Origin of the sequence: Streptomyces incarnatus (assembly GCF_001027185.1) — a bacterium.
GTDB classification, from domain to species: domain Bacteria; phylum Actinomycetota; class Actinomycetes; order Streptomycetales; family Streptomycetaceae; genus Streptomyces; species Streptomyces puniciscabiei.
Genome location: NZ_CP011497.1, coordinates 1,985,004 through 2,010,142, shown reverse-complemented (window position 1 = coordinate 2,010,142; position 25,139 = coordinate 1,985,004). Strand labels below are relative to the sequence as shown.

Annotated in this window: 20 protein-coding genes and 1 pseudogene; 12 read left to right on the top strand and 9 right to left on the bottom strand. The window is 72.1% G+C overall.

From position 1 onward, the window contains the following. Positions 1-36 precede the first annotated feature (36 nt). Positions 37-873, bottom strand: coding sequence for a helix-turn-helix domain-containing protein (locus tag ABB07_RS08875; protein WP_208898207.1), 837 nt, complete (start codon positions 871-873; stop codon positions 37-39). Positions 874-1,199: 326 nt separating this feature from the next. Here ABB07_RS08875 and ABB07_RS08870 point away from each other — a divergent pair, with 326 nt between their 5' ends. The 5 genes from ABB07_RS08870 (at position 1,200) to ABB07_RS08855 (ending at position 9,468) form a co-directional block, all read left to right on the top strand. Then, entirely contained in the window at positions 1,200-2,369 is a 1,170-nt protein-coding gene (locus tag ABB07_RS08870; RefSeq protein ID WP_208898206.1) for an MFS transporter, read from the top strand. 167 nt (positions 2,370-2,536) lie between these two features. Next, positions 2,537-2,935: a CU044_2847 family protein gene (locus tag ABB07_RS08865; RefSeq protein ID WP_208903347.1), complete on the top strand. Its 399-nt coding sequence runs from the start codon at positions 2,537-2,539 to the stop codon at positions 2,933-2,935. Between the two features lie 51 nt (positions 2,936-2,986). After that, positions 2,987-5,155 carry a VMAP-C domain-containing protein gene (locus tag ABB07_RS40665; protein WP_244189281.1) on the top strand — a complete coding sequence of 723 codons (2,169 nt, stop codon included), beginning with the start codon at positions 2,987-2,989 and terminating at the stop codon, positions 5,153-5,155. Continuing rightward, a complete protein-coding gene (locus ABB07_RS08860) occupies positions 5,152-6,150 on the top strand; it encodes an AAA family ATPase (RefSeq protein ID WP_244189280.1) in 999 nt (332 codons plus the stop codon). The genes ABB07_RS40665 and ABB07_RS08860 overlap by 4 nt, the downstream gene beginning before the upstream one ends. A gap of 6 nt (positions 6,151-6,156) precedes the next feature. Then, positions 6,157-9,468: an SAV_2336 N-terminal domain-related protein gene (locus tag ABB07_RS08855; RefSeq protein ID WP_208898204.1), complete on the top strand. Its 3,312-nt coding sequence runs from the start codon at positions 6,157-6,159 to the stop codon at positions 9,466-9,468. Here the strand turns inward: ABB07_RS08855 and meaB are convergent. The 4 genes from meaB to ABB07_RS08835 all read right to left on the bottom strand — a co-directional run bounded on the left by meaB (position 9,465) and on the right by ABB07_RS08835 (position 15,079). Then, positions 9,465-10,472, bottom strand: coding sequence for a methylmalonyl Co-A mutase-associated GTPase MeaB (gene meaB, locus ABB07_RS08850; protein WP_208898203.1), 1,008 nt, complete (start codon positions 10,470-10,472; stop codon positions 9,465-9,467). The genes ABB07_RS08855 and meaB overlap by 4 nt on opposite strands. Positions 10,473-10,486: 14 nt before the next feature. Further along, on the bottom strand, positions 10,487-12,685 hold the full coding sequence (gene scpA, locus ABB07_RS08845; protein ID WP_208898202.1) for a methylmalonyl-CoA mutase: 2,199 nt from the start codon (positions 12,683-12,685) through the stop codon (positions 10,487-10,489). After that, on the bottom strand, positions 12,685-14,484 hold the full coding sequence (locus tag ABB07_RS08840) for a methylmalonyl-CoA mutase family protein (RefSeq protein WP_208898201.1): 1,800 nt from the start codon (positions 14,482-14,484) through the stop codon (positions 12,685-12,687). Before ABB07_RS08840 ends, scpA begins: the two co-directional genes overlap by 1 nt. 85 nt (positions 14,485-14,569) lie before the next feature. Beyond that, complete coding sequence (locus ABB07_RS08835; RefSeq protein ID WP_208898200.1) at positions 14,570-15,079, bottom strand: MarR family winged helix-turn-helix transcriptional regulator; 510 nt, start codon at positions 15,077-15,079, stop codon at positions 14,570-14,572. 115 nt (positions 15,080-15,194) lie between these two features. On the opposite strand from ABB07_RS08835, the gene ABB07_RS08830 reads away from it, so the two are divergent. Next, positions 15,195-15,710: a YceI family protein gene (locus tag ABB07_RS08830; RefSeq protein ID WP_208898199.1), complete on the top strand. Its 516-nt coding sequence runs from the start codon at positions 15,195-15,197 to the stop codon at positions 15,708-15,710. 39 nt (positions 15,711-15,749) lie between these two features. On the opposite strand, the gene ABB07_RS08825 is transcribed toward ABB07_RS08830, so the two are convergent. Further along, positions 15,750-17,528, bottom strand: a complete 1,779-nt coding sequence (locus ABB07_RS08825) for a hypothetical protein (RefSeq protein ID WP_425264691.1) — start codon at positions 17,526-17,528, stop codon at positions 15,750-15,752. A 226-nt stretch (positions 17,529-17,754) separates the two neighbouring features. On the opposite strand from ABB07_RS08825, the gene ABB07_RS08820 reads away from it, so the two are divergent. From ABB07_RS08820 to ABB07_RS08805, 4 genes are all read left to right on the top strand, one after another. Then, positions 17,755-18,144, top strand: coding sequence for a cell division protein SepF (locus tag ABB07_RS08820; RefSeq protein ID WP_055706353.1), 390 nt, complete (start codon positions 17,755-17,757; stop codon positions 18,142-18,144). Positions 18,145-19,238: 1,094 nt separating this feature from the next. Then, positions 19,239-20,435, top strand: a complete 1,197-nt coding sequence (locus ABB07_RS08815; RefSeq protein ID WP_208898198.1) for an AAA family ATPase — start codon at positions 19,239-19,241, stop codon at positions 20,433-20,435. Beyond that, on the top strand, positions 20,432-20,800 hold the full coding sequence (locus ABB07_RS08810) for a nucleotide pyrophosphohydrolase (RefSeq protein ID WP_208898197.1): 369 nt from the start codon (positions 20,432-20,434) through the stop codon (positions 20,798-20,800). Before ABB07_RS08815 ends, ABB07_RS08810 begins: the two co-directional genes overlap by 4 nt. 166 nt (positions 20,801-20,966) lie before the next feature. After that, the gene (locus ABB07_RS08805; RefSeq protein WP_208898196.1) at positions 20,967-21,503 is read left to right on the top strand and encodes a DUF6099 family protein; all 537 of its coding nucleotides are present in this window, start codon (positions 20,967-20,969) and stop codon (positions 21,501-21,503) included. A 36-nt stretch (positions 21,504-21,539) separates the two neighbouring features. Here ABB07_RS08805 and ABB07_RS08800 read toward each other — a convergent pair whose 3' ends face one another. Beyond that, positions 21,540-21,716: a hypothetical protein gene (locus tag ABB07_RS08800; protein WP_208898195.1), complete on the bottom strand. Its 177-nt coding sequence runs from the start codon at positions 21,714-21,716 to the stop codon at positions 21,540-21,542. Between the two features lie 176 nt (positions 21,717-21,892). On the opposite strand from ABB07_RS08800, the gene ABB07_RS08795 reads away from it, so the two are divergent. Then, the gene (locus tag ABB07_RS08795) at positions 21,893-22,651 is read left to right on the top strand and encodes a recombinase family protein (RefSeq protein ID WP_208898194.1); all 759 of its coding nucleotides are present in this window, start codon (positions 21,893-21,895) and stop codon (positions 22,649-22,651) included. Positions 22,652-22,779: 128 nt separating this feature from the next. Then, positions 22,780-23,638 (top strand): annotated as a pseudogene (locus ABB07_RS08790) (transposase); the annotation flags it as partial. Here ABB07_RS08790 and ABB07_RS08785 read toward each other — a convergent pair. Next, the gene (locus tag ABB07_RS08785; protein ID WP_208898193.1) at positions 23,608-23,916 is read right to left on the bottom strand and encodes a transposase; all 309 of its coding nucleotides are present in this window, start codon (positions 23,914-23,916) and stop codon (positions 23,608-23,610) included. The pseudogene ABB07_RS08790 and the gene ABB07_RS08785 overlap by 31 nt on opposite strands. A 53-nt stretch (positions 23,917-23,969) precedes the next feature. Next, positions 23,970-24,554, bottom strand: a complete 585-nt coding sequence (locus ABB07_RS08780) for a DinB family protein (RefSeq protein WP_208898192.1) — start codon at positions 24,552-24,554, stop codon at positions 23,970-23,972. Positions 24,555-25,139: the final 585 nt, after the last annotated feature.

The window sequence follows — 25,139 nt, the reverse complement described above, 5'->3', positions numbered from 1 at the left end:
GGGTCCGTGTGCCCGGACGGGTGGGCCGGTGGGGGGTCATCCGAGTGCCTGAAGGCGGTGCAGGGCGTCCTCGGAGTCCCGGTCGTCGGGCAGGTAGGCGAGGAAGTGGTGGCCGGGCTCGTCCACGGCGGCCAGCTTCACGTACCGCAGCCGGAGTTCGCCCACGGCCGGGTGCCGGAAACGGCGGACCGAGGGCTGGAAACCGGCTGTCTCCCGGCGCTCGTACCAGCGGGCCGCGTCACCGTCCGACAGCAGTTCGCCGATGAGTTCGGCGAACCGCGGATCGTTCGGACGGCGAGCGGCCCGTGACCGGAACTGGCCGAGCAGGGCGCGAGCCTCGGGTTCCCAGTCGGCGAGCAGGGCGCGCGCCGGCGGCCAGCGGAACACCAGCCAGAGGAGGTTGCGCTGCTTGGGGTGCAGCCGCGCCGGATCGGTCAGCAGCGCGGCGTACCCGGTGTTCCATGCCAGCAGGTCCCAGTGCGGGTCGAGCACCACGGCCGGGTGGGGTGTCATGGCCTGCACCAGACTGAGCAGGTTGCGTGACACCCAGGTGGGGGCGTCGGCAGGCGGCCCGCTCTCCTCCACGAACGACAGGACGTGCGCGGTTTCCGCGGCGTCCAGCCGCAGCACCCGCGAGACCGCGCGCAGCACCTGCTCCGAGGTACGCACCCGGCCCTGCTCCAGCCACGTGTACCAGGAGACGCTGATCCCGGCGAGTTCCGCGACCTCGGCCCGCCGCAGCCCCGGGGTCCGGCGGCCCGGGGCCTCCGGCAAGCCCACGTCCTTCGGCGTCAGCCGGTCACGGCGGGACCGCAGGAAGGCCCCCAGTTCACGGCGGGCGGACCCGCCCGAGGCCGTGGGCGGGGCGCTCACCGGCCACCGCGCCGGCGGCCGGCTGCGTCCGGCGAGGAACCGTGGTCCGCGGTGGGCGGTGCGCAGGTGTCCGGGGGCGACAGCCTGCCGCGCGTCATGGTGCCTCTCCTCCGCCCGGCGGGCGTCCGCCCGGCCGCGGGCGCCCCCTTGTGATGCTGCCGTCACCAGGCGCGATGCCGAACCGGCAGGCTGTGAGTGATGGTAATAGCCAGTGGTCTCCGCCCCGCAGGGCCCGGTGCTGAACTGGTGACGGACCGCGTCCGCCCAGGCTCGGTCCCCCTGTCACCCGTTCTCGTCGAACCCTCTCGGAAGGGAGCGTCCACCCCGTGACCACCACCGCGTCGACGCCGGTGGCGACTCTGCCCGCGACCTCCTTGCGGCTGTTGTGCACCGCTGGATTCGTCAGCAACTTCGACCGTTTCTGCATCGCGCCCATGCTGGTTCTCATCGGCACCCGGCTCGGGACCCCGCTCCACACCGTCGTACTGGCCGCGAGCGGCTACTACCTCGCCTACGGGCTGATGCAGCCGGTGTGGGGGGTGGCCGGCGACCGGTGGGGGCGCGTGTGGGTGATGCGGGTGTCGCTGACCGGCGCGGCACCGGCCGCCCTGGCCTCGGCCCTCGCTCCCGACGCCCCCGTGCTGATCGGGGCCCGCGCTCTGGCCGGCGCCTTCTTCGCCGCGTCCATCGCCGCCTCCCTGACATACGTGGGCGACACCGTGCCCGCCGCGATCCGGCAGCGCCCCCTCAGCGAGCTGATGACCGCGTTCGCGCTGGGCACCGCCGTGGCCACGCTCGTCGCCGGGGCCCTCGCGCACTACCTCACCTGGCGGCTGGTGTTCGCGCTGCCCGGCGTCCTCGCCGCCTGCCTGGCGGTGGCCCTGCGCCGCCTGCCCGAGCCCCGGCGCGCCCGCTCCGGATCACTGCCGGCGCCCTTCCGCGTGGTCCTGTCCTCACGGTGGCAGTGGTACGTCATGGCGGTGGCGATGCTGGAGGGGGCCGTGCTGCTCGGCTTCCTGACCTACCTGGCCCCGGCCCTGGAGGCGCACGGAGTGCCCACCACCCTGGCCGGCGCGGTCGCGGCCCTGTACGGGGCCGGTTCCATGGCGGCGGCACAGGTGGTCAAGCGACTCGTCGGGCGGTGGTCTCCGGCGGGCCTGATCGTGGCCGGCGGGGTGCAGATGGCTGTGGCGTACCTGCTCGCCGGCTGCAGCCAGTCCACCGGGGCGCTCGTCGTGGCCGCCCCGCTCCTCGGGGGTGGCTGGTCCTTCATGCACTCCACGATCCAGTCGTGGGCGACGGTCCTGTCCCCGACGGCCCGCGCAACGGGCGTGGCCATGTTCGGCGTTGCCCTGTATGCGGGCAGCGCCCTGGCCGGCGCGCTGGCGGCCGCCACCGCTCAGGCACACCACTACCGGCCCCTGTTCTGGCTCGCGGCGCTCCTGACCGTGCCCCTGACGGTGGCCGCGGCGGTGGGCCGGGCACGCTGGCGCTGACGGGCGGTCCGGTACGTCGGCCGCGCGGGCCGCGGTCCGAGAACGCGTCCGGAACCGCCGGCCGCCGACCGCCGGGCGCGGCAGCGGCACCAGGGGCCGGGACGGCATGGCCGGGGTGTTGCGGCATTGCCTGGGCATGTGACCGGGGCGTCGGACAAGATGTGTTCATGCCTGAGTCTCTTGAAGTCGAGTTGGCCGGGGCGGTGTTGCGGCTGGAGCTGTCCGATGCCGGGGAGCCGGCTTCGGATGCCGGCCCGGTCGAGGCGGACGAACACCGGCCGGATCTTCCGGAGGGCTTCGGCACGGTGACGCCCGTGTCCGCCCGGCGCGGTCGTGCCGCGGTGGTGGCCACCGAGGGTCTGCGGCTCATGCTCAGCCCGTTGGGGCCGCTGCTCGAGGAGGTGCACCGTTCGGTCACCAGCGTCCCCGACCCACCCCAGCAGCTTTCGGTCACGTTCGGAATCCAGGTGGGGCAGGATCTCAAGCTGGGCATCGTGGGTGTGAACGGCCATGCCACGATGACGGTTTCGGCGACCTGGGACGCCGACGACACCCGAAGGGACTGATGGATGGGGTGGTTCCGCCGATCGGGGGACATCACGCCGACCCTGGTGTCGGTGCTGACGGCAGAAGCTCCGTCCGCTGCGGGTGCCGGGGCACTCCTCTCCCCGCGCTACGTTCTGACCTGCGCCCACGTGGTCAACGACGCACTGGGCAGGCGGCAGATGGACATCGAACGGCCGACGCGTTCCGCACGTCTCGAGGTCATGGTGCGGCACGGCGCGGAACGGCACCGCAGCACGGCACGGGTGGTGGTGTGGGTGCCTCCTCGCCGAAGTCCCGGGAGCACCTGGGGGGAGGGGGACCTGGCGGTACTGGAGCTCGATGAGCCCGCCGCACCCTCGATGCGCCCCGTGGCGTGGCAGGCCATGACCGAAGGGCTCAGGGTTCGGGCGTGGCACGGCGGTGGCGACGCCGGCACCTTCGCCGACACCACCATCAAGGCCGCCGATGCCTGGTACTACTACGCCGACGCCGAACTCCGGGGCGCCTCCATCCAACACGGTTACAGCGGCGGTCCGTTGTTCCGGGAGGACGACCTCACGGTTGCCGTCGGACTCGTGACCAACCACGTCATCAACGACAGGCCGTTGTCGGACAGACAGGTCGTACGGCGCACCCTGACGGTGCCGTGGCAGCGCGTTCGCGAGGAACTCGACCGGGCAGAGGCGCACGAGGTGATCGCCGAACACCTGCGCGCCCCCTTCACCGACACGGGCCACGTGCCGGACGGCGCCGTCGACCTTCTGCTGCGGCTGTTCGACAGCACGGAACAACTGAAATACCAGGCCGGCCGGCTGGCGAAGAAGCTCGGCCTCCACCTGACCGCCGAGGCGCCGGGCACGGCCGTTCTCCCGCTGGAAGAGGAACTGGCCGCCCTCTTGTTCACCGAGGGACGTGCGCTCGCCACCTTGGCCGAATTGCTCACGGACGTGGTGGGCGAGGAACGCCGGAAGACGCTCGACCGACTGGTGGCGCTCGGGCGGACGGAAGAGGGCGTCCGCCTGCTGTCCGTCGGGGAGCATCAAAGGCTTCTCGCGCTGCTGACACCCGTCAACGCCGCCCACCCCCGCCTCCTTTGCCAGGCGGCCCGCCACGTACTGCAGTTGGCCCACCGCCTGCCCCCATGGGTCTACGACGGCACCCTGGCGGATGCGCGACTGGCGGCCGCCGTCGACGATCTCGACCTGGACAGCGCGGACATGCTGCCGCCTTTGCTGCGGCTGGTCGTCTTCCTCTCCTCCGCCGTCGCCGACAAAGAGACCAGGAAGGAGCTGGACGCCTGGTGCGACGACGTCGGCCGGCGCCTGGGCCGCGATCGGTCCCTCCTGACGGACTGCCGCGCGCAGGCCTCGTCGTGGGCCAAGTCCCGGCGCCGGCCGTTGACGCGGATCGTCGTCGACCTGTCCCGCAACGACCCGGACTGCCGGCGGTACACCTGTCACATCTGGCGGGTGCGCGAGGGCCGGGCACCGGAGGAGGCGGGCATCTCGGCCGGGCCGTACACGGCGGAGGAGATCGGACGGGAGATCCATGGGCTGGCCGGGGAACACGCCAACGGAGGCGAGGAGCCCGCTCCCTGGATAGACGTGGTGGTCGGCAGAGAGCAGCTCGACGTGCCCGTCGACGGCTGGACGGCCTCCACCCTGCTGGACGAACTCGCCGCGCTCGGGATCTCGTCCCCGGCCGCGGAGGACAGCCCCCTGGTGCTGGGGGCGCAGTACCAGATGGCCTTGCGACTGCGCGAGTACTCCGGGGACACGGAAGCGGAGAACAAGCGCCGCAACTTGCTCGCGCACCGCTGGGCGGCCGGGCGCACGGCCCCCCTCGTCATCAAGGAGGACACCGACCTGCGCGTGCTGTTGCGGGCGATGACAGCCGAATACAGCGACGTGTCATGGACGGTCCTGCATGGTCGGCCGGAGCGCCGCGAGAACTTCCTGGCGGTCTGCCTGGCGCGCGGTGTCCCGGTGGTGCTCTGGGACCGCGAGGCCGCGCACCCGGACCACGCGCGGCGGCTCGACGACATCGTCGGCAGCGTGGCGCTGTCCGATCTGCCGGAGGCGGTCCGCAGCTTCCGGGAAGACGTGTACTACGGGGCCAGGACGGCCGACGCACGCCCCGCCATGGTCTGGGACGACCCCGGCATGGCGCTCCCCACGCCGCCCGACTACGGGGATCCCCCCGACGCTCTGACGAACTCCGGAAGGATGGCTGCCAGGTGACTGCGAAGGACCTCGACGACAGCTGGCGGCTGTTCCGGGGCGACGGCCGGGTACGCGAGGTGCATCTCCCCGCGGCACCGCCATGGCGCCGGTTCGGCGGTGCCCCGCCAGGGGTGGGCCGACGGAGCGAGCGCCCGTATCTCATCGGGCCCGAGGAGGCGGACGTGGTCAGCGCGGCCCTGATGCTGCGGCGGCCCCTCCTGGTCACGGGGCAGCCCGGGACCGGCAAGTCGTCGATGGCGCACGCCGTCGCCCACGAGCTGGGTCTGGGCCGGGTCCTGCACTGGCCGGTCAACAGCCGCACCACGCTGCAGGACGGGCTCTACCACTACGACGCCATCGGCAGGTTGCGCGAGGTGAGCCTGCGGCGTGACCGGGACGGCGAGCAGGGCACGGTGCGCGGGGAGCCGGACATCGGCACCTACATCCGCCTGGGCCCCCTGGGGACGGCGCTGCTCCCGGCGGACCGGCCGCGGGTGCTGCTGATCGACGAACTCGACAAGGGAGACATCGATCTGCCCAACGACCTGCTGACCATTTTCGAGGACGGCGAGTTCGAGATCCCCGAGCTGGCCCGGCTGACCGGGGAGCAGGACCGCGCCCGGGTGGTGACCGCGGACCCAGGAGGCCGGGCGGACGTGGAGCGCGGCTGGGTGCGCTGCGAGGAGTTCCCGGTCGTCGTCATCACCAGCAACGGCGAACGCGACTTCCCCCCGGCGTTCCTGCGCCGCTGCGTCCGTCTCGATCTGCCCGAGCCGGACGAGGAGCGCCTGCGGGCGATCGTACGGGCCCACCTGGGTGACGGCGGCGGCTCCGCGGACGACGGCCTCGAAGGGCTCGACGAGCTCGTGCGCGCGTTCCTGGCCCGGCGCGCGAGCGGCGAGCTGGCCACGGACCAGTTGCTCAACGCCGTGTTCCTGCGCCTCGGCGGTGTCGGCCTGGATTCCGACGGTCTCCTGGACGCCGTGCTGCACCGCCTCGGCGGGACGGTGTAGCAGAGCATGTTCGAGCGGGTCCTGAAGGCCTTGGCGGACTGCGGAGTGGGTCTGTCGAGCGAGGAGTTCCTCGACGCCCTGTGGCTGGCCACCCATCTGCCACCGGCTCCCGCCGGCGCGCTGGCGCGGCTGGAGCGGACGTCCGGGGCGGTGTCGGACGACGGCCTCCAGGGCGGCGACCAGGGCGACTCGGGGCCGACGTACGCCGGTGGCCCGGCCACGTCCGCCCGCCCGGCCGGCCCGTTCCGGCGGCCCCGGCGCGGCAGGGGCGCCCTGCGCGGCGGCGCGGCCCCCGCTCCGGATCCCGAGCGCACCTTCGCCGTGCCCCCTCCCGCCCCGGCCGTATCGGTCCGGCCCCCCGGCGAAAAGGCCCTCGGCGCGGCGGAACTCGCCCTCGGCCGTGCGCTGCGCCCCCTGCGTCTGCACCGGCCGGACCCGCACCGCGCCGAGCTGGACATTCCCCGGACCGTGGCGGCCATGGCCGAGACCGGGCTCCCCGACCTCGTGCTGCGCCCGGCCGCCGGGCACGGGCTGGACCTCGCGATCCTGGTGGACGACGGGGTGTCCATGCTGCCCTGGCAGCGCCTGGCCACCGAGGTACGACTCCTCATGGAACGCAGCGGCGCGTTCCGCGTCGTCCACACCTTCGGCCTGGACACCCGGAGCCCGGACGGACCACGGCTGGGATACCGCCCCTTCGGCACGGCTGCCGCGACGCTCCCGCCCTCCGCCGTCGCCGACCCCTCGGGCCGCACCCTGCTGATCGTGGTCAGCGACGGCGTGGGCCGGGCGTGGCGTGACGGCCGCATGCACGGTCTGCTCGACCGGCTGGCCAGGGTGAGCCCGGTCGCCGTGCTGCACACGCTTCCCCGGCGGATGTGGGCCGGCACCGGCATCCGGGCGGAGCACTGGCGGGTGACCACGCGCCGCGCGGCGGCGGCCAACGCCACCTGGCGCATCACGGATCCGGTGCTGCCACCCGACCTGCGGCCGTTCGACGGCACACCCGTCCCCGTCCTCGCCCCCACCCCCGACGCGGTGACCGCGTGGGCCCGTCTGGTCGGCTCGGCGGGCACCAGCGCGCTGCTGCCCCTGCTGGCGCCCGCGCCCCGGCGCACCCCGTCCGCCGCGCCGAGCGCCGCGCCGACTCGTCCACACCAGGAGCCGTACGCCGAGGTGCTGCGGTTCCGCTCCTTCGCGTCGACGGAGGCGTACCGACTCGCGGCGCACCTGGCGGCGGTCGCGCCACTGCCGGTGCCCGCGATGCAGCTCGTACGGCAGGCCCTGGGCGCGTCGGTGGACGCGGGCCATCTCGCGGAGGTCTTCCTCAGCGGCCTGCTCCGCCGTGTCGGCGACATCGACCGGCCGCCACAGCAGTGGCAGTTCGACTTCGCCGAAGGGACGCGCCAGATCCTCCTCGGTGTGATCCCGCCGCCCGAACTCGTCCGGACCACCCGCGCGATCACCAGCCGCCTGGCCGAGCTGAGCGGCACCGCACCCAGCTTCCTCGCCTGGCTGCCCCACCCGGACGGCCAGGACCGCGTCGACACCGGTCAGCGGGCTCTCAGCTGGGTGGACGAGCGGGTCATGCGCCGACTGGGCGTTCCGCTGCCGGACGCCCCGACGCCCGCGGTCGCGCCGCCGCCGTACGACCTCGCGATCCGTACGACCCACTCGCCGCCGGTGCCGCCCGGCATGGCGGCGAAAGAGGTGCTCATCCCGTGGGCCGCCGGGGAGGAAGCGGACCTGAAGCTCAAGACGGCCGAGGCGCTGAGCGCAGCCGGTCTGACACCGAGCGACGTGGCCGCGAAGATCGTCTTCATCGCGCCGCCGGGACCACAGGCCCTGCCGGCGTACGCCACGGTGGCCGGATTCGCCCACCGGTGGGTGGACGCCTACGCCGATGGCAGCCCGCTCGACATGGCCGGCCTGCAGTCCTTCACGGAGCGCATCGGTGAGGTGGCGCGGCCGGCCACGTTCCTGGTCTGGGCCCAGGCGGGCGGACCGCCCGCGGACGGCATGCCCACCGTGCCCTTCGCCGTCGACCCGGACGGGCGGCTGGACGAGACCACGGTACGGACGGTGCGTTACGCGGCCCGGCTGCGCATGGTCCCGCCGGACTCGGCGTCGGCCGCCCTGACCATGCTGGCCAGGATCGCGGCTCTGCGGACCCGGGGAGACACCGCGTGGCGGCTGCCGGTCCTGTCCACCGGAACCGAGCCGCCCCCGGCGGGCAAGTCGACTCAAGGGCAGGGCGTCGACCTGGAGTTGATCAGGCAGACGGCGGACCGGTGCCGCAAGGAGGCCGTGAAGGGCGGTGAGACGACGGAGGTGGTGCCGGTACCCCCGGTGTCGCCGCTCAACCGGCGCGTCGCGGAGGCGAACGCGGCGGACCCGGTCGTGCTGCTGCGCCGGCTCGGCGGCACGTCGGAGGACGGGGTGCGGTGGACCTGCCCCCGTGACCGGGGCGACCACGGGGACGCCGTCCTGACGGTCGCTTCCCGTGCGCAGGTCTCCTGCAGACACTGCTACCCGCGCGCGGTCGGGCTGGTGCGACTCGTGGTGGACGCCTTGTCCCTGACCCCGGACGAGGCGGCCGCGTTCATCCTGAACGACTCCGGTGACCGGCTCCCGGCACCCGGTACGGCGGTGACCGCGCGGGTCACCGGCCGGACGCCGGAAGCGTATCGCTGCACCGTGCGCCATCCCGTCACCGGGCAGGCGCACGAAGCGGTCCTGCCGGCCCGCACCTTCCGGGACCGCCACAGGGACCGGCCGCTCGCGCGCCTGGCGAAGGGGGACCACGTGGTCGCGCTGGTCCTCGAGCCGTCGGCCGACGGCCTGGTCCTCTCCCTCACCGCCGAGGAACTGGTGGAGCGTGTTCTGGTCGGCTTCGTGCCCGAGCTGACGACCGGCGAGGTGGTGATCACGGGGATCGCCCGGGTCGCCGGAGCACTGACGAAGATCGCCGCCGCACCCACCAAGCCGGCGAGCAGCGTCCGGGGAGCGTTCGTAGGATGGGACGCCGAGCGGATCAGGGGCGCCCAGCGCCTGCTGTCAGGGGGGACCACCAACGAGAAGTTCGAGGTCATCGCCTACTCCAGCGATCAGCGCATCCTCCTGGCCAACGCACTCGTCTACGCGGAGCCGACGGGGATCCTCATCGACCGGCAGCGAGCGGTCGTCGCCGTCCCGCACCATCAGGTCCGCAGCGCCATCGGACGGGGTGGCCTGAACGCCGAGCTCGCCGGAAAGCTCACGGGTCTGTACGTCAAGATCGTTCCCGCGGGGACCGACCTCAGGCTGGAGATGGACTAGCCGTCCGAGACCGGTGGTGCCGTACGCTCCCCGAACGCCTCCAGAATGCGTTCCGCCGCCAGTGTCGCCGTCAACCTCCCCTCCCTGACCTGGCGTTCGAGGTCCGGGGCGGCCTCGCGTACCGCCGGGGCCCGCCGCAGGCGGTCCAGCAGCTCGTCGTGGACCATCGCCCAGGTCCAGCGGACCTGCTGGTCGCGGCGCTTGGCGGTCAGCCGGCCGGTGGAGTCCAGCAACGTCCTGTGCTGTTCCAGCCGTTCCCACACCGTGTCCAGACCGCTCGACTCCCGGGCGCTGCAACTCAGCACCGGCGGGGTCCAGAAGGCGTCCTTGCCGTGCATCAGGCGCAGGGCGCCCGCCAGTTCACGGGCGGCGGCCTTCGCGTCCCGCTCGTGCGGTCCGTCCGCCTTGTTGACGGCGATCACGTCGGCCAGCTCCAGGACGCCCTTCTTGATGCCCTGCAGCTGGTCGCCGGTGCGGGCCAGGGTCAGCAGGAGGAAGGAGTCGACCATCTCGGCCACCGTCGTCTCCGACTGGCCGACGCCGACGGTCTCCACGAGGATCACGTCGTAGCCCGCCGCCTCCATCACCACCATCGACTCCCGGGTGGCCTTCGCGACCCCGCCCAGCGTGCCCGCGCTGGGGGAGGGGCGGACGAAGGCGTTCGGGTCGACGGACAGGCGCTCCATCCTCGTCTTGTCGCCCAGGATGGAGCCGCCGGTGCGGGTGGAGGAGGGGTCGACGGCGAGGACCGCGACCCGGTGGCCCAGCGAGGTCAGCAGCGTGCCGAACGCGTCGATGAACGTCGACTTGCCCACGCCCGGCACCCCGCTGATGCCGATCCGCCGCGCCCGGCCGCTGTGCGGGAGCAGCTGGGTCAGCAACTCCTGCGCCGGTGACCGGTGCGCAGGGCGAGTGGATTCCACGAGCGTGATCGCGCGGGCCACGATCGCTCGCTTCCCGTCCAGCACGCCCTTCACATATGCGTCGAGATCGATCGATGCCACCCCGTAAGCCCCCGCTACAGCTCGTGGCCGAGGCCGGCCGGAAGCTCGTGGCCGAGGTCGGCCGAGAGCCGCTTGACCAGGTCGTACGCCGCGTCCGGGATCACCGTACCGGGCAGGAACACCTCCGCCGCGCCCATCTCGCGCAGCGTCGGCACGTCCTGCGGCGGGATCACCCCGCCGACCACGATCATGATGTCCTCGCGGCCCTCCTCGGCGAGCTTCTCGCGCAGCGCCGGGACCAGGGTGAGGTGGCCGGCGGCCAGCGAGTTCACGCCGACCACGTGCACGTCCGCCTCGACCGCCTGCCGGGCGACCTCCTCCGGGGTCTGGAACAGCGGGCCGACGTCGACGTCGAAGCCGAGGTCGGCGAACGCGGTCGCGACCACCTTCTGGCCGCGGTCGTGGCCGTCCTGGCCCATCTTGGCGACCAGGATGCGCGGGCGGCGGCCCTCGGCCTCCTCGAAGGCGTCCACCAGGGCACGGGTGCGGTCCACGGACGGGGACTGTCCGGTCTCGTTGCGGTACACACCGGAGATCGTACGGATCTGGCCGGCGTGCCGGCCGTACACCTTCTCCAGGGCGTCGGAGATCTCACCGACCGTCGCCTTGGCGCGGGCCGCGTGGACGGCAAGCTCCAGCAGGTTCTCCTTGCCGTCGGCGGCCCGGGTGAGCGCGTCCAGGGCGTCCTGGCAGGCCTGCTCGTCCCGCTCCGCGCGCAGCCGCCGCAGCTTCTCGATCTGCTGGGCGCGTACGGCGGAGTTGTCGACCTTGAGGACCTCGATCGCCTCGTCGTTCTCCACGCGGTACTTGTTCACGCCGATCACCGGCTGGCGGCCCGAGTCGATCCGCGCCTGCGTCCGCGCCGCGGCCTCCTCCACGCGCAGCTTCGGGATGCCGGCGTCGATGGCCTGCGCCATGCCGCCCGCCTGCTCGACCTCCTGGATGTGCGCCCAGGCCTTGCGCGCGAGGTCGTAGGTCAGCCGCTCCACGTACGCGCTGCCGCCCCACGGGTCGATGACCCGGGTGGTGCCCGACTCCTGCTGGATGAGCAGCTGGGTGTTGCGGGCGATGCGCGCCGAGAAGTCGGTGGGCAGGGCCAGCGCCTCGTCGAGGGCGTTGGTGTGCAGCGACTGGGTGTGGCCCTGGGTCGCCGCCATCGCCTCCACGGCCGTACGCGTGACGTTGTTGAACACGTCCTGCGCGGTCAGCGACCAGCCCGAGGTCTGCGAATGGGTGCGCAGGGAGAGGGACTTGGCGTTCTTCGGCTCGAACTGGCCGACCAGCTTGGCCCACAGCAGCCTGGCCGCCCGCAGCTTGGCGACCTCCATGAAGAAGTTCATGCCGATCGCCCAGAAGAAGGACAGCCGGGGGGCGAACGCGTCCACGTCCAGGCCCGCCTCGCGGCCCGCGCGCAGGTACTCCACGCCGTCCGCGAGCGTGTACGCCAGCTCCAGGTCGGCCGTCGCGCCGGCTTCCTGGATGTGGTAGCCGGAGATGGAGATGGAGTTGTAGCGCGGCATCCGCTGCGAGGTGTACGCGAAGATGTCGGAGATGATCCGCATCGACGGCTTCGGCGGATAGATGTAGGTGTTGCGGACCATGAACTCCTTCAGAATGTCGTTCTGAATGGTTCCGGCCAGCTTCTCGGGCGCTACGCCCTGTTCCTCCGCCGCCACGATGTACAGCGCGAGCACCGGCAGCACGGCGCCGTTCATCGTCATCGACACGGACATCCGGTCCAGCGGGATGCCGTCGAAGAGCTGCCGCATGTCGTAGATGGAGTCGATGGCCACGCCCGCCATGCCGACGTCACCGGTCACCCGCGGGTGGTCGCTGTCGTAGCCCCGGTGCGTGGGCAGGTCGAAGGCGACCGACAGGCCCTTCTGGCCGGCCGCCAGGTTGCGCCGGTAGAAGGCGTTGGACTCCTCGGCGGTGGAGAAGCCCGCGTACTGGCGGATCGTCCAGGGCTGGTTGACGTACATCGTCGGGTAGGGGCCGCGCAGGTACGGCGCGATGCCCGGGTAGGTGCCCAGGAAGTCCAGGCCCTCCAGGTCGCGGCCGGTGTACAGCGGCTTGACCCCGATGCCCTCCGGGGTCTCCCACAGCGGCTCTTCGGTCCCGGTCGCCCGCGCGACGGCCGCACGCCACTGATCGGCACCGCCGTCGGCGACCGGCGTCCCCAGCTCGATGCCGGAGAAGTCGGGGATTCCCATCAGGACACTCCCATGCGGTCGAGGGTCGCGGACAGGACGTCGATGGCGTCGCAGCCCGCGAAGACGTAACTGTCGATGCCGGCGTACTCGCCCCGGCCCGCCAGGAACACGTGCCGGGCCCCGGACGCCCTGAGCGACTCGGCGGCCTGCTCGGCCTGTTCGGCGTACAGGGCGTCGCTGGAGCACAGCACGGCCTCGGTGGCGCCGCTGTCCTCGAAGGTGCCCTCGGTGACCGGCTCGATGCCGCCCGCCTGGAAGAGGTTGGCGGCGAAGGTGGCGCGCGCGGTGTACGCGGCGGCCGAACCCAGCGTCGCGAGGTAGACGCGCGGACGGGCGCCGGTCGCGGCCAGGTGGGCGTCGGAACGGGCGCGCAGCTCCTCGTACGCCTCGTCGCGGCGCACCCGCGGCAGACCGCCGGACGGCGGCTCGGGCGCGGGCTCGCGCTCCACGGGTTTCTCGGCGAGCAGCGGGAACTCGCTGACGCCGGTGATGGGTTCGCGCCGCTTGGCGAGCTTCTTGGAGCGCTCCGCCCAGGTCGTCGCGAGGTCGGTGCGCAGCCGGCCGGAGCGCAGCACGGCCGCCTGGCCGCCGTCGCGCTCGATGGTACGGAAGAACTCCCAGGCGGCCTGGGCGAGTTGGTCGGTCAGCTGCTCGACGTACCAGGAGCCGCCCGCCGGGTCGATGACCCGGGCCAGGTGGGACTCCTCGATGAGGATCGTGGAGGTGTTGCGGGCGATCCGGCGGGCGAAGGTGTCGGGCAGGCCGAGCGCGTGGTCGAACGGCAGGACGGTCACGGAGTCGGCGCCGCCGACCCCGGCGGCGAGGGTCGCGACCGTCGTGCGGAGCATGTTCACCCACGGGTCGCGGCGGGTCATCATCACCGGTGAGGTGACCACGTGCTGCACCTGCGCGCCCGGGGCCCCGCAGACCTCGGCGACCCGGGCCCACAGCCGGCGCGCGGCGCGCAGCTTGGCGATGGTGAGGAACTGGTCAGCGGTGGCCGCGTAGCGGAACTCCAGCTGCCCGGCGGCCTGTTCGACGCTCAGCCCCGCCTCGGTGAGCTCCCGCAGGTACGCCACACCGGTGGCGAGCGAGGCGCCCAGCTCCTGCGCGGCCGAGCCGCCCGCCTCGTGGTACGGCAGCGCGTCCACGGTGAGGGCGCGCAGTCCGGGGTACTGCTCGGCGCAGCGGGCGGCCAGGGCGGCGTACGGCGCGAAGTCCAGCGGGGTGCCGGTGCGGGCCTCGTACCCGAGCGGGTCGCCGCCCAGATCGCCGCGTACGGCCTTGGCGTCGACGCCGTTGTCCGCGCACAGCCGCAGCAGCGCCTCGGCGGCCCGCTCGGTGTCCCGGCCGGCGTCCAGGACGACCGGCGCCAGGTCCAGGTAGACCCCCTCCAGCGCCCGAGCCAGCCCGTCGAGCGGAATGCCGCCCTCGCCCAGCACGAGCCACAGCGAGGTGCCGCCGTTCTCCAGGTCGGCCAGGACGGCGCCTTCGGTGAGGGCGGAGTGCCGCTGCCGTACGTCCCAGCCGCCGGCGGTGTTGCCCTCGGGCCGGCTGCCGCGCACGTACGGCGCGAAGCCGGGCAGGCCGGGGTCGGGCGCGGCGTCGCGCGCGGTGTACAGGGGCCGGGTGCGCAGCCCGTCCTCCAGCGTCGTGGACAGGGCGTCCTCAGCTGCCTCGCCCGAGACTTCCTTGCCCGACTTGCGCAGCACGCCTTCGACCAGGCGTTGCCACTGCTCGTGCGTCGCGTCAGGGAACTCGGCGGCCAGTGAGAGCCCGTCGTCAGGCAGGACCGTCATGGCTCGGATGCTAGGGCAGCACGCTCAAGTGAGAGTAAATCGTGGGCTGTGAGGTTTCTCCCCTTGTGCTTGTGACCCGCGTCGCTCAGCCGCCGGAGGGCTCGTCGCGGGGGTCCGGCAGATCGGGGACCAGGGCGCACATGGCGGCGCGCTGGTCGGGGCCCATGGAGTCGGCGAGGGCCTCGCGCACGGTCGCGGCGAGCAGGGTGGCGGTCTCGCTCAGCAGCGCGCGCGCCTTGTCCGTGAGGGCGACCTGGACCCCGCGCTTGTCGCCGCACACGGACGTGCGGGCGACCAGGCCGGCGTGCTGGAGGCAGGCGATCTGGTAGGTGAGCCGGGTCTTGGGGCGGCCGAGGAGATCGGCGACCTGGGTCATGCGCAGTGCGGTGCGGGGCTGCTCCGCCAGCAGGCACAGGATCAGGAACTCGTCGTGGGAGACGTCGAGGTTCTCCTTGACCACCGACCGCATCCGCTGCTCCACGGCGCCCGTCGCGGCCAGCAGGATCATCCACGCGCGCAGTTCGTCGGGCAGCAGTCCGCTTCCCGCGGCGGGGCAGGTGAACTGTTCGGCGGGGTGCGCGTCGGAGGCGGACATGGGCCGATTCTATCTGTTATCCAATTTTGGACGAGCTGGTTGTTCAAAATTGGATGACGCGCTAGCGTGGCGGCAGTCATCCAAATTTGAACCAGCTGACTTCAGGAGTACGACCATGACCGTCGCCGTGCAGACAGGCACCTGGCAGCTCGATGCGGCCGCGTCCACCGTGGGACTGCGGCACAGGACCATGTGGGGGCTCGTCACCGTGAAGGGCACGTTCGGCGCCGTCACCGGCGCCGGCGAGGTGCACGCCGACGGCTCGGCCACCGGCACGGTGACCCTGGAGGCGGCCTCCCTGGACACCGGGCACGCCAAGCGGGACACCCACCTGCGCTCGGCCGACTTCTTCGACGCCGACCAGCACCCCGAGATCACCTTCGCCGTCCGCGGCGCCGACCGTCTCGACGGCGACGGCGTCCGGGTCACCGGTCAGCTGACCGTGCGGGGCATCAGCAGGCCCGTGACCTTCAGCGCGCGCCTGACCGAGGCGAGCGGCGAGGCGGTCACCCTGGACGCCGAGTTCACCGTGGACCGGGAGCAGTTCGGCATGGGCTGGAACCAGCTGGGCATGATGCGCGGGCTCACCACGGTGACGGCGAAGCTCCGCTTCACGCGGACGCGGGCGTGAGCGGGCGGCTCAGCCCTTCGGCCTCCCGCCCTTCCCGCTTCACTTCTTCCCGCTTCCGTCCTCGACGCCCAGCTCGGCCCGGCTCACGTCCTTGGTGGAGAGCGTCTGCGGGGTCGCCGTGAAGGCACGCAGCCGCAGGTGCGTGTACTTCGCCGTGGGCACCGGGAAACCGTTCTTGGGCGCGCGCAGCTCGACGGTCGCCGTGGTGTGCGCGGGGATCGTGGCCGGGCCGTGCGCCAGGGACCAGTACCGGTTCATGCCCTGGCCCGTGGTGAGCATGTAGTGCGGGGTCAGCGCGTCGTCGCCGGTGTTGGCCACCCGCACCGTCATCGTGGTCACCGTGTGCGCCGAGGAGTGCCGGACCGCCGTGATGTCCATCCGCAGCGGCGGCCTGCCCGTCACCGCGAGGGTCGCGCTCACCAGCGCGGGCGTGACCAGCAGGACGACCGCGGCGGCCAGGGCCGTACGGCGGCGCGGACCGGTCAGCCACCGGGGCCGCGGCTGCCACGCCTTCCTGAACTCCGACAGGGGCACGGTGACCGCCGCCGCCAGCCACAGCGGGGTGTACATCAGGTAGTAGCCGTCCTGGGACCGGGTCGCCAGGTAGAAGGCGCACCAGGGCAGCACGGTCGCGGCCGGGCCCAGCCGCCGTACGAACAGCACGAACAGCGCCAGCAGGGCCGCGGCGAGCAGCATGCTCGCGTGGCCGTACCAGTCGAGCCGGTCGCTGCCGTGGGTGAAGTACAGGGAGACGTCGACCAGGCCCTGGCCGTGCAGCACCGCGCCCTGGGTCAGCGGCAGCGCGATGCCCTCGAGCCACGGACCCGGCTCGCTCACGGCGAAGTAAGCGTTGATCAACAGCCAGGTAAGGACCGCGACCCCGGCGATCCGCAGCACCACCCGCGCGGCCTGTCGCCCCCCGAGCTCACCGCGGCGCACGGCGTAGATCCCCGCCAGCAGGAACGGGGTGACGAACCAGGGAAGCTGCTGTGCCGCGCACGCGGCCCCGATGCACGCGGCCCGCGCGATCCCGGACGCGCCCAGCCGGCCCCCGGCGCCGAGCCGCGGCCAGCGCACGACCACCGGCACCAGCAGGACCAGGCCGACGATCGCCGGGTAGCCCTGACGGGCGTACATCGGCAGGAAGCTGAAGCCCAGGCAGACCATCGTGGCCGCCGACCGCCAGGGCGTCGGCAGCAGCCGCCACAGCATCACGGTGCCCGCGATCAGTACGACCGTCACCGCGAGCGTGGCCGGTGCCCCGGCGTGGCCGAGCCACAGGAAGGGTGCGGTGAGCAGCGGTGTCAGCGGGGGATAGCCGTAGGTGAAGTCGTAACCGCCGGTCGTCGTCGCCGTCAGGGCGACGCCCTTGATGTGGAACAGCCACGGCCACGGCTGGTCGTAGACCTGGTGGCCGCCGACGATCTGCTTCGCCGCCTGGGTGGTCAGGACCGCCTCGTCGCCGCCCGCGTGGTTCAGGGCCCAGGCGCACAGGGTGAGCGCGATCGCGGTCACCAGCACCACGGCGTCGAGCCGGGCCAGCGAACGCGCCCGGCGGACCGTCAGCGTGAGCACGCCGGTCACCAGGATCGAGGCGTAGCAGACCGAGATGACCCCGGCGAGGACCAGCTTGTGCGTGGCCGCCTGCGTCCACACCGAGCGCGTGCCGATGAACAGGCTGACGTCGGCGAGCAACGTCAGCACGCGGTGCCACTGCGCGGGCGGCTCATGGAGCTCCGCGCGGGCGACCGGTACGGCGGACACCGCCGACTGCGTCCGCCGGCCGGCTGTCACCTGCTGTGTTTCTGCCAAGTGCACGGGACCGGACGCTATCGGGGGCGAATGAGCGACATGTGGCCGGGGGTGAAGAGAACGGTATGAGGGAGGTAAGAAGCGGGCGTATTCGTACAGGTGGCCCCAGGTCGCTCCGGGTGCGGCGGGGCCGGACCGGTCGCGCAGTGTGTCGTTGTTGGGCCGAACGGGTGACTTGGCGTAAGAATTGGCTGGTGCAGGCATCGAGTGCGAGTCAGGTCGGGGGGAGCCGGTGAGCCGTTACGACGTCACCGATGAACAGTGGGAGGGGCTCGCCCAGGTCGTGCCGCTGCGGGGCCGGGACGCCTGGCCGTCCGCGGTGAACCACCGCTCGCTGCCGGACGCCGAGACCGAGACGCGGCGCCGGTTCGTGGTCCTGCGCGTCAACGTCTTCGCCGACGCCCGGGAAGTCGCCGAGACCCTGATGGCCGGCGCGCCGGTCCTCCTCGACCTCACCGGCGCGGAGACCGAGGTCGCCAAGCGTGTCCTCGACTTCAGCACCGGCGTCGTCTTCGGCCTGGGCAGCGGGATGCACCGCGTCGACCGCAACGTGTTCCTCCTCACCCCACCCGGCACCGAGGTCAGCGGGCTGATGGAGGGCGTGGGGGTGTCGGGAGGCTGACCGCCGACCCCGGGGGCCGGCCGGCTGACTCCGGCAGCCGAGCGCCTGCCTCCGGCGGCCCGCGGGGCGCTCGGAGCAGCTGAGGTCGCGGCCTGCGGGGTGGGCCTGGGGCGGCCGGTCGGGTCTGCGGCGTGGCCTGCGGGGTGGGCCTGGGGCCGGCCGGTCGGGTCTGCGGCGTGGCCTGCGGGGTGGGCTCGGGGCGGCCGGTCGGGTCTGCGGCGTGGCCTGGGTGGTGGGTTTTCCCGGCTGGGTGGCTTGGTGGTTGCCTGCGGCGATCCGGCGGGGGCCTGGGGCGGCTGGTCGGGTCTGCGGCGTGGGCCCGGGTAGTGGGTTTTCCTGGCTGGATGGCTCAGTGGTTGCCTCCGGCGGTCGAGCGTGGTTGCTCGAGGTGGCTGAGGCCGCGGTCTGCGGGACGACCTGTGGGGCGTGGGCTTTCTGGTCGGGTGGCTCGGCGGTGTGCCCGGTGGCCTGGCGCGGTGCTTCGGGGGGCCGGGTGCGTGGACTGCGGGGGTGTGAGCCCTGCCGCACGGCGATGGGTCGGCCGTGGTGGGTGTCCTCGCCCGGGCGGCGCCGGCTGCGGCGCCCCGCTGCTCGGACTCCAGGACGGTGCGGGCGCCCCGAGGTTCGGGCGGCGGCCCGCGTCTGCCCGGTGGACGCGATCAGGCAGCCTTGAGACGGCTGGCGGAGCCCGCCCGGGCCCGACGGCCGCCATCGGCACCCGCGCCGCCCCGCGCGCCCCGGCTGTCCGGCTGCGATGGTGACGTGCGGTCGCCGGATGACGCGGAGGCGGCCCGTGCATGTCGGTGGGCAGCAGCGGGGCATGTCCGACGCCACCCCGTCCGGGCCGCCCTCCGTCCCCGGCACCGCTCGACCCACGGCGACCCCAGCTGTCCGTCCCCGGCGGCAGCCCTCCGCCGGAGAAGCGGGCCGATGCCACGGAGGCCGCGCAGGGAAGGGCGAGGCCGGGTGTCAGGTGGCCGTTGTCACTCGTCCGGGTGTCCTCTCGTCGCGTGCGGGGCTGTCGTACCGCCCGATCGTAGGAAGGTCGCGGCAGGAAACGGTTCGGCAGGGAGGGGGAGCCCTACGGTCCGGGCATGGCCGTGCCTTCCGTGTCTGCTGAGCCGCCCACCGCCGACGTGTCCGCCGGGATCGTTCCGGCGCAGTCCCGGCGGGGCCCCGACGTGCGGGCCCGGATCACCGAGTTGCGGCTGTCGGCCTTCGCCGGGCACCGGCGGGCCGGGTTCCCGCTGGGGGCCGTCACCTTGTTCGCCGGGCGGAGCGGAGCGGGGAAGACGACCGCGCTCACGGCGTACGAGGCGCTGGCCCGGCTCGGTGGCGGAGCCTCGCTCTTCGAGGTGTTCCCGGACCCGGTGGCCTGTGTGCCGCAGCGGGCCCGCCCCGACGCCGGAGGGCGCCGCGGCTTCCGGATCGGCTGTACGGCCGATGGCGCCGAGGGACCGGTCCGGCTCGACGTCGCCGTACAGGCCGAACCGGACCTCAGGATCGTGGGGGAGCGGCTGACCGCGGGCGGGCTCGTCCTGCTGGAGACCGCGCTGCGCGACCCCGGGCGCCGTACCGTGCAGGCCGCCTGGCACACCGCGGGCTCCGCCCCGGTGACCCGCGCCCCGCTCCCCGACGACCGCCTCGGCACCGCCCTGCTGCCGCTGCGTGTGGCGGGCAAGACCGACGGGCAGCGCCATGTGCTCGCCGCGGCCGAGCAGATGGTGGTCGCCCTGCGCTCGGTCTTCCCCTGCGACCCCCGCCCCGAGTGCATGCGCACCCCCGTGCCCACCGGCTCCGGCCGGCTGCTGTCCGGCTGCGACAACCTGGCCGACGTGCTGTGGCGCACCCGCGCGGAGTGCGGCCGCCGGCACGGACTGCTGGTCGACGCCCTGCGCGCGGGCTGCGCGGGCCCGGTGACCGATCTCGTCGCGGAGCCGCTGCCGGACGGCACGGTACGGGCGCTGCTCGACCGCGGTGACGGCCTGCGCACCGAACTGGCCCGGCTCGGCGACGGCGAACTGCGCTATCTCGCACTGGCGTTGGTGCTGCTGACCGGTCCCGGCGTGCTGGACGTGGACACCCCGGGCGAGGTGCCGGACGCCCTGCGCACCCTCACCGTCCTCGCCGACGGCTTCGACCGCGGCCTCGATCCCGCCCAGCGCCGGGAACTGCTGCGGACGGCCGTCCGGATGGGCGAGCGCGGACACATCCGCTGCGTGGGCGCGGTCAGCGACGCCTCCTGGGCCGCCGGGACCGAGGGCGTCACGGTGGTACACCTGGACGCGTGACGGAACCTCTCGACCTGGCCCGGCTCCAGCGCAGGCTCGCCGCGTTCGCGGCCGCGCGGCACTGGCAGCCCTACCACACACCCAAGAACCTCGTCGCCGCGCTCAGCGTGGAGGCATCCGAACTGGTCGAGATCTTCCAGTGGTTGACGCCGGAGGAGTCCGCACGGGTGATGGACGACCCGGACACCGCGCACCGGGTCACCGACGAGGTCGCCGACGTCCTCGCGTATCTGCTGCAGTTCTGCGACGTCCTCGGCGTCGATCCGCTCGCCGCCCTGGCCGCCAAGATCGACCGCAACGAACGCCGCTTCCCGGCACCGGGGGCGCAGAACGCGCCCGAGCGCCCTCACCCGCCGGAGGACTGAACTCCGCTATCACTCTCCGGAGTTGAACCACCTGTCGAATCCGAATTGTTGTCCACAGATTTCCGCCTACCTCTGGCTTTTCACCCAGAGGGCCTTCACTCTGGGTAGTGGACAAGGGAGTTCGAGAGGGCGTGCGAGGAAGCACGCGGAAGGACGGGGGCGACGCATGGACGCCATACGGCTCATCCTCACGAGCAGGCGTGCGCTGGCGTGCGGCGCCGACGCGGCCGAGATCATGGCGGAGGTGTGGCAGGCACAGGCCCTGGCCCAGGCGATCGGCAGCCGGCTCGCGGTCTCCGGCCCGCCCGAGCTGCGCGGCGAGGCGCTCGGCCTGACCGAACTGGCGGGCCGGGGCTGCGGCGTCCTGGACCCGCCCGAGCTCGACCTGGGCGACCTGCGCGCCGCCCAGCTCACCGAGCTGGCCGACGCCCGCGAGACCCTCGTCTGCCTCGGGGGGCTGCTCGGCGAGGTCGGCATGGCGCTGGTCGGCCTGGCCAGCTCGGCCGACGACGAGACGACGTACTGGCAGTGCATGGAGGCCATCGACGCGGCCGACGAGTCCCGCGACCGCGTCCTGGAGATGCTGCGCAAGCTGGCGGTGCGGGAGGAGACGTTACGGGAGGAGGCACTACGGGAGGACGACGGCCCGAACAGCGACCAGCCCAGCCCGAACGGCAACCAGAGCAGCCCGTCCGGCGTTTGAGGGGAGCGCGCGGGCCGGCCCCGGCCCAGGCCGGCTTCAGCGGGCAGGCCGGCCCCGGCCCAGGTCCGCTTCCTCGGCCGCGCCCCGGCAGGCCTGCAGATCCGCCAGCTCCGACAGATCCGCGTTCAACGCCGCCATCAACTCTTCCATCTGCTCCAGCAACCCCTTCGGCCGACCGGTGGAGCCCACCGCGGAGCCAGGTTCTTCGGACATGTCGGCCTCCTCGGCACCGGCGCCGGACGGTCCGGCGCCGACCACCCAACGATCACCAGCGGGGCCGGTCACCGGCCCGCCTCGCGCCGACGCGCCCGGCGGGATGATTTTCACCCGACCGGGGACGGCCGTGCCCGGCGGTACCGACGAGGTTGACGTGGTGTGCGGCGTGCAGGATGGATGTATGCACCTTCGAATCTTCACCGAGCCCCAGCAGGGGGCCACCTACTACACCTTGCTCTCCGTGGCGAAGTCGGCCGAAGTACGGCGTCGCAATCGTCTCCACTCAAGAGCCGTTCATCAACACGTCCGATGACAATCCCTTCGAGGTCGAATTCTTCGCCCTTATCGCGGGTCTGGCGCATCAGGAATCGAAGAACAAGTCCAAGTTCATCCGTGATGCCTTCGCAGAACTCAAGGCAAAGGGGTCACACTCCTCCGGCCCCGTCCCCTACGGCTTCAGGGCGGAGCCGGTCCAAGTCGACGACGTGACGATCCGGATGCTCAGCCCCGGGCCTATGAGCGACGCGGAAATCGGTCCTGACTCGACGCCGGCCGACAACGTGATGTACATGATCGAAGAGGCGGAGAACGGCGCTAAGGAAAACGCCATCGCGTCGGCCCTGACTGACGCAAAGGTCAAAACGCCACTCGGCAGCCTCGACGAGGACGCCGCAAGGGCTCGTCGCGAGGCGGCGCTCAAGCGCCGTAAGAACGGCCCGTCGGACGAGGCGGACTACGAGTGGTCGGCGACCGTCGTGCGTCGCATCCTCCGCGACCCGCGGCTTGCAGGTTTCGCCATCGGCCCCGTCAACCCGAAGACGAAGCGGCGGGAGATTCTCCGCGACGAGAACGGGCAACCGGTGAGGCCGCATCAGGGGTTCATCGAGCCGAAGCGGTGGTACGACCTTCAAGCGATCCTCGACGGCCGCTAGCGCGAGCGCACCATGGACCGGGCGGGCACGCTGACCTTCCTTGGTTCCTGGGGCGTCCTGCGGTGCGGTCTGTGTGACTCCGGGATGACAGTCTCGAACACCGACCAGAGTTACGTGTGCAACCTGCGCCGCCGCGTGAATCGCGGCTGCGTGAACTGTTCGAGAAGCTGCAGGCCAAGCACGGCAACGTGCTGGTCGTGGTGGACCAGCCGGCCTCGATGGGTGCTCTCCCACTGGCAGTGGCCCGCGATACGGGCTGCCGGGTTGCCTATCTGCCAGGGCTGACGATGCGGCGAATCGCCGACCTCTACCCGGGCGAATCGAAGACCGATGCCCGCGATGCGGCGATCACCGCCGATGCCGCCCGCACCATCCGACAGGAGACGGCTGGTGACCCTGCTGCGGCCCATGGCGCCACGCATGGCAGAACGGCTCGTTGCGGACATCTTCGACGCACTCGACGAACAGACTGTCGTCGTTCCGGGCACGGAGGCCTCCGCGCTGATCGTCCCAAGTCTGGCTGCCTCGCTCTCCGCGGTACTTGACCAGCGCAAAGTCCTTGCCGCAAGGATCGAGGAACTGCTGGAAGCACACCCTCTTTCGCAGGTCCTGACCTCGATGCCCGGCATTGGGGTCAGGACCGCAGCCCGGATCCTCATCGACGTCGGTGACGGCAGCGGCTTCGCCACCGCAGGGCACCTGGCCGCCTACGCCGGCCTTGCACCCGCAACGCGCAGATCCGGCTCCTCCATCCGCGGCGAACAGCCCTCCCGACGAGGCAATAGACAACTCAAGCGGGCCTTCTACCTCGCCGCGTTCGCCTCACTGTCCCAGCCGGCCTCACGTGCCTACTACGACAGGAAACGACACGAGGGGAAACACCACGTCGCAGCCATCGTCTGCCTGGCCCAACGCCGCATCGACGTCCTCTTCGCCATGCTCCGAGACGGAACCTTCTACCAGCCACCCACTCCGGCCACCGCTTGACGAAAACCATAGGGGCACCTTTTGGCGCGAACCGAGGCCGCGTCGACGATCGCCGAGGTCCAGTCCACTTCGCCCCGGACCCCGAGTTCGTCCAGCACCGCCCGATGCCGCCAGGCACAGCCGCTGGTCAGCACGTAGACCACTGCGGTGAACACGGCCCGCTGGTCGCGCGGAGCGGTCCCGGCGCCTTGCGGTCGAGCCGCGAACGACGGCAGTAACGGGGCGACCAGCCTCCAGAGCTCATCAGGAACCAGACGCTTCGACAGATCAGCACTCACGGCCGGCATCATGCCGCTCGAACATCAAGCATCAAGTCACAGGGAACAGCCTTCTATGCCTCGACTGATGCGGCCGATCTGGCGGCCTGCTCGACCTTCGCGCAGTAGGCGGTGCGGGCGTCCTCATCGATCTGCATCTCGTGTTCGGGGCGCATCCCGGTTCGGCCGTCCACGCCTTCGCGCAGGATGTCGGCGTGCCCGGCATGCCGGTTGGTCTCGCCGAGGACGTGGACCAGGATGGCGAACAGGTTCGTGTTGGAATAAGGCTCCGGCCACCACGGCACGTGGCCCGGGGCATCGAGGGCAAGCTCGTCGATCGTCGCGTCTGAGTGTTTCCACGTGCGCCGGTAGGACTCGATGATCTGATCGCGCGCCTCGTCCTCAGCCGCCCACAGATCGCTTCCGTCGTGGTCCTGCCACCGGGGCAGCGGTTCTGGGGACGGCCGGTCGAAGACCTCGCCCAAGTACCTGGCCTCGACGCTGGCCACGTGTTTGACCAGGCCGAGGAGGTTGGTCCCGGTCACTGTCAAAGGTCGGCGGGCGTCGTATTCGGACAGGCCGTCGAGCTTCCAGAGCAGCGCCTTGCGGTCCCGCCGCAGTCGCCCGTGCAGGGTGCCCTTCGCGAATTCATCGATCATGCGGCATGAGCCTGCCATGGGCTACTCGTGGCCTCAAGATCCCGTACGTGGACCGCAACGACCAGCAGTGCTGAAACCCGGCCATGGCCCCCGCCCCGAGCTACTGAAGAACTCGCGAAACTTGCCACGTGAGACAGCCTCTTGGTTTGTCGGTCTGTCGCCATTCCGGCCAGAGGATGAGAGCCTCAAGCTCACACCCGCGTCACATGCGCCCGATAACAGTCGTAGAAGGGGGGCGTGAGCGCCGTAGCGAGTAGCGTGCGGCCCGCTCTCCTTCCTCGACAGCCGACGCCGCTCCTGCGCTCCCTCATCGGTCTAAACGACCGCCAGGTAGCCTACAGCGAGTGAACACAGTCTTCGGAAGTAGCAGCACTGCCCCGCCCCGGTAGAGCCATGCACGCACGGCCAGCTGCTTGCGATTTGTCTCTAGAGATCTTTAGCGGTGCAGGTTACGGCATTTGAATGGCGCTGAGGGCTTCAGCGAGTGGGCGCGTGAGTCGGAGAGCGCGGCGTTCTGCCCCGTCGGCGCGCGGGGGAGGCCGTTGGCCCTGGCGTCGAGTGGCAGCTCTGTATGTTGGTATGTCA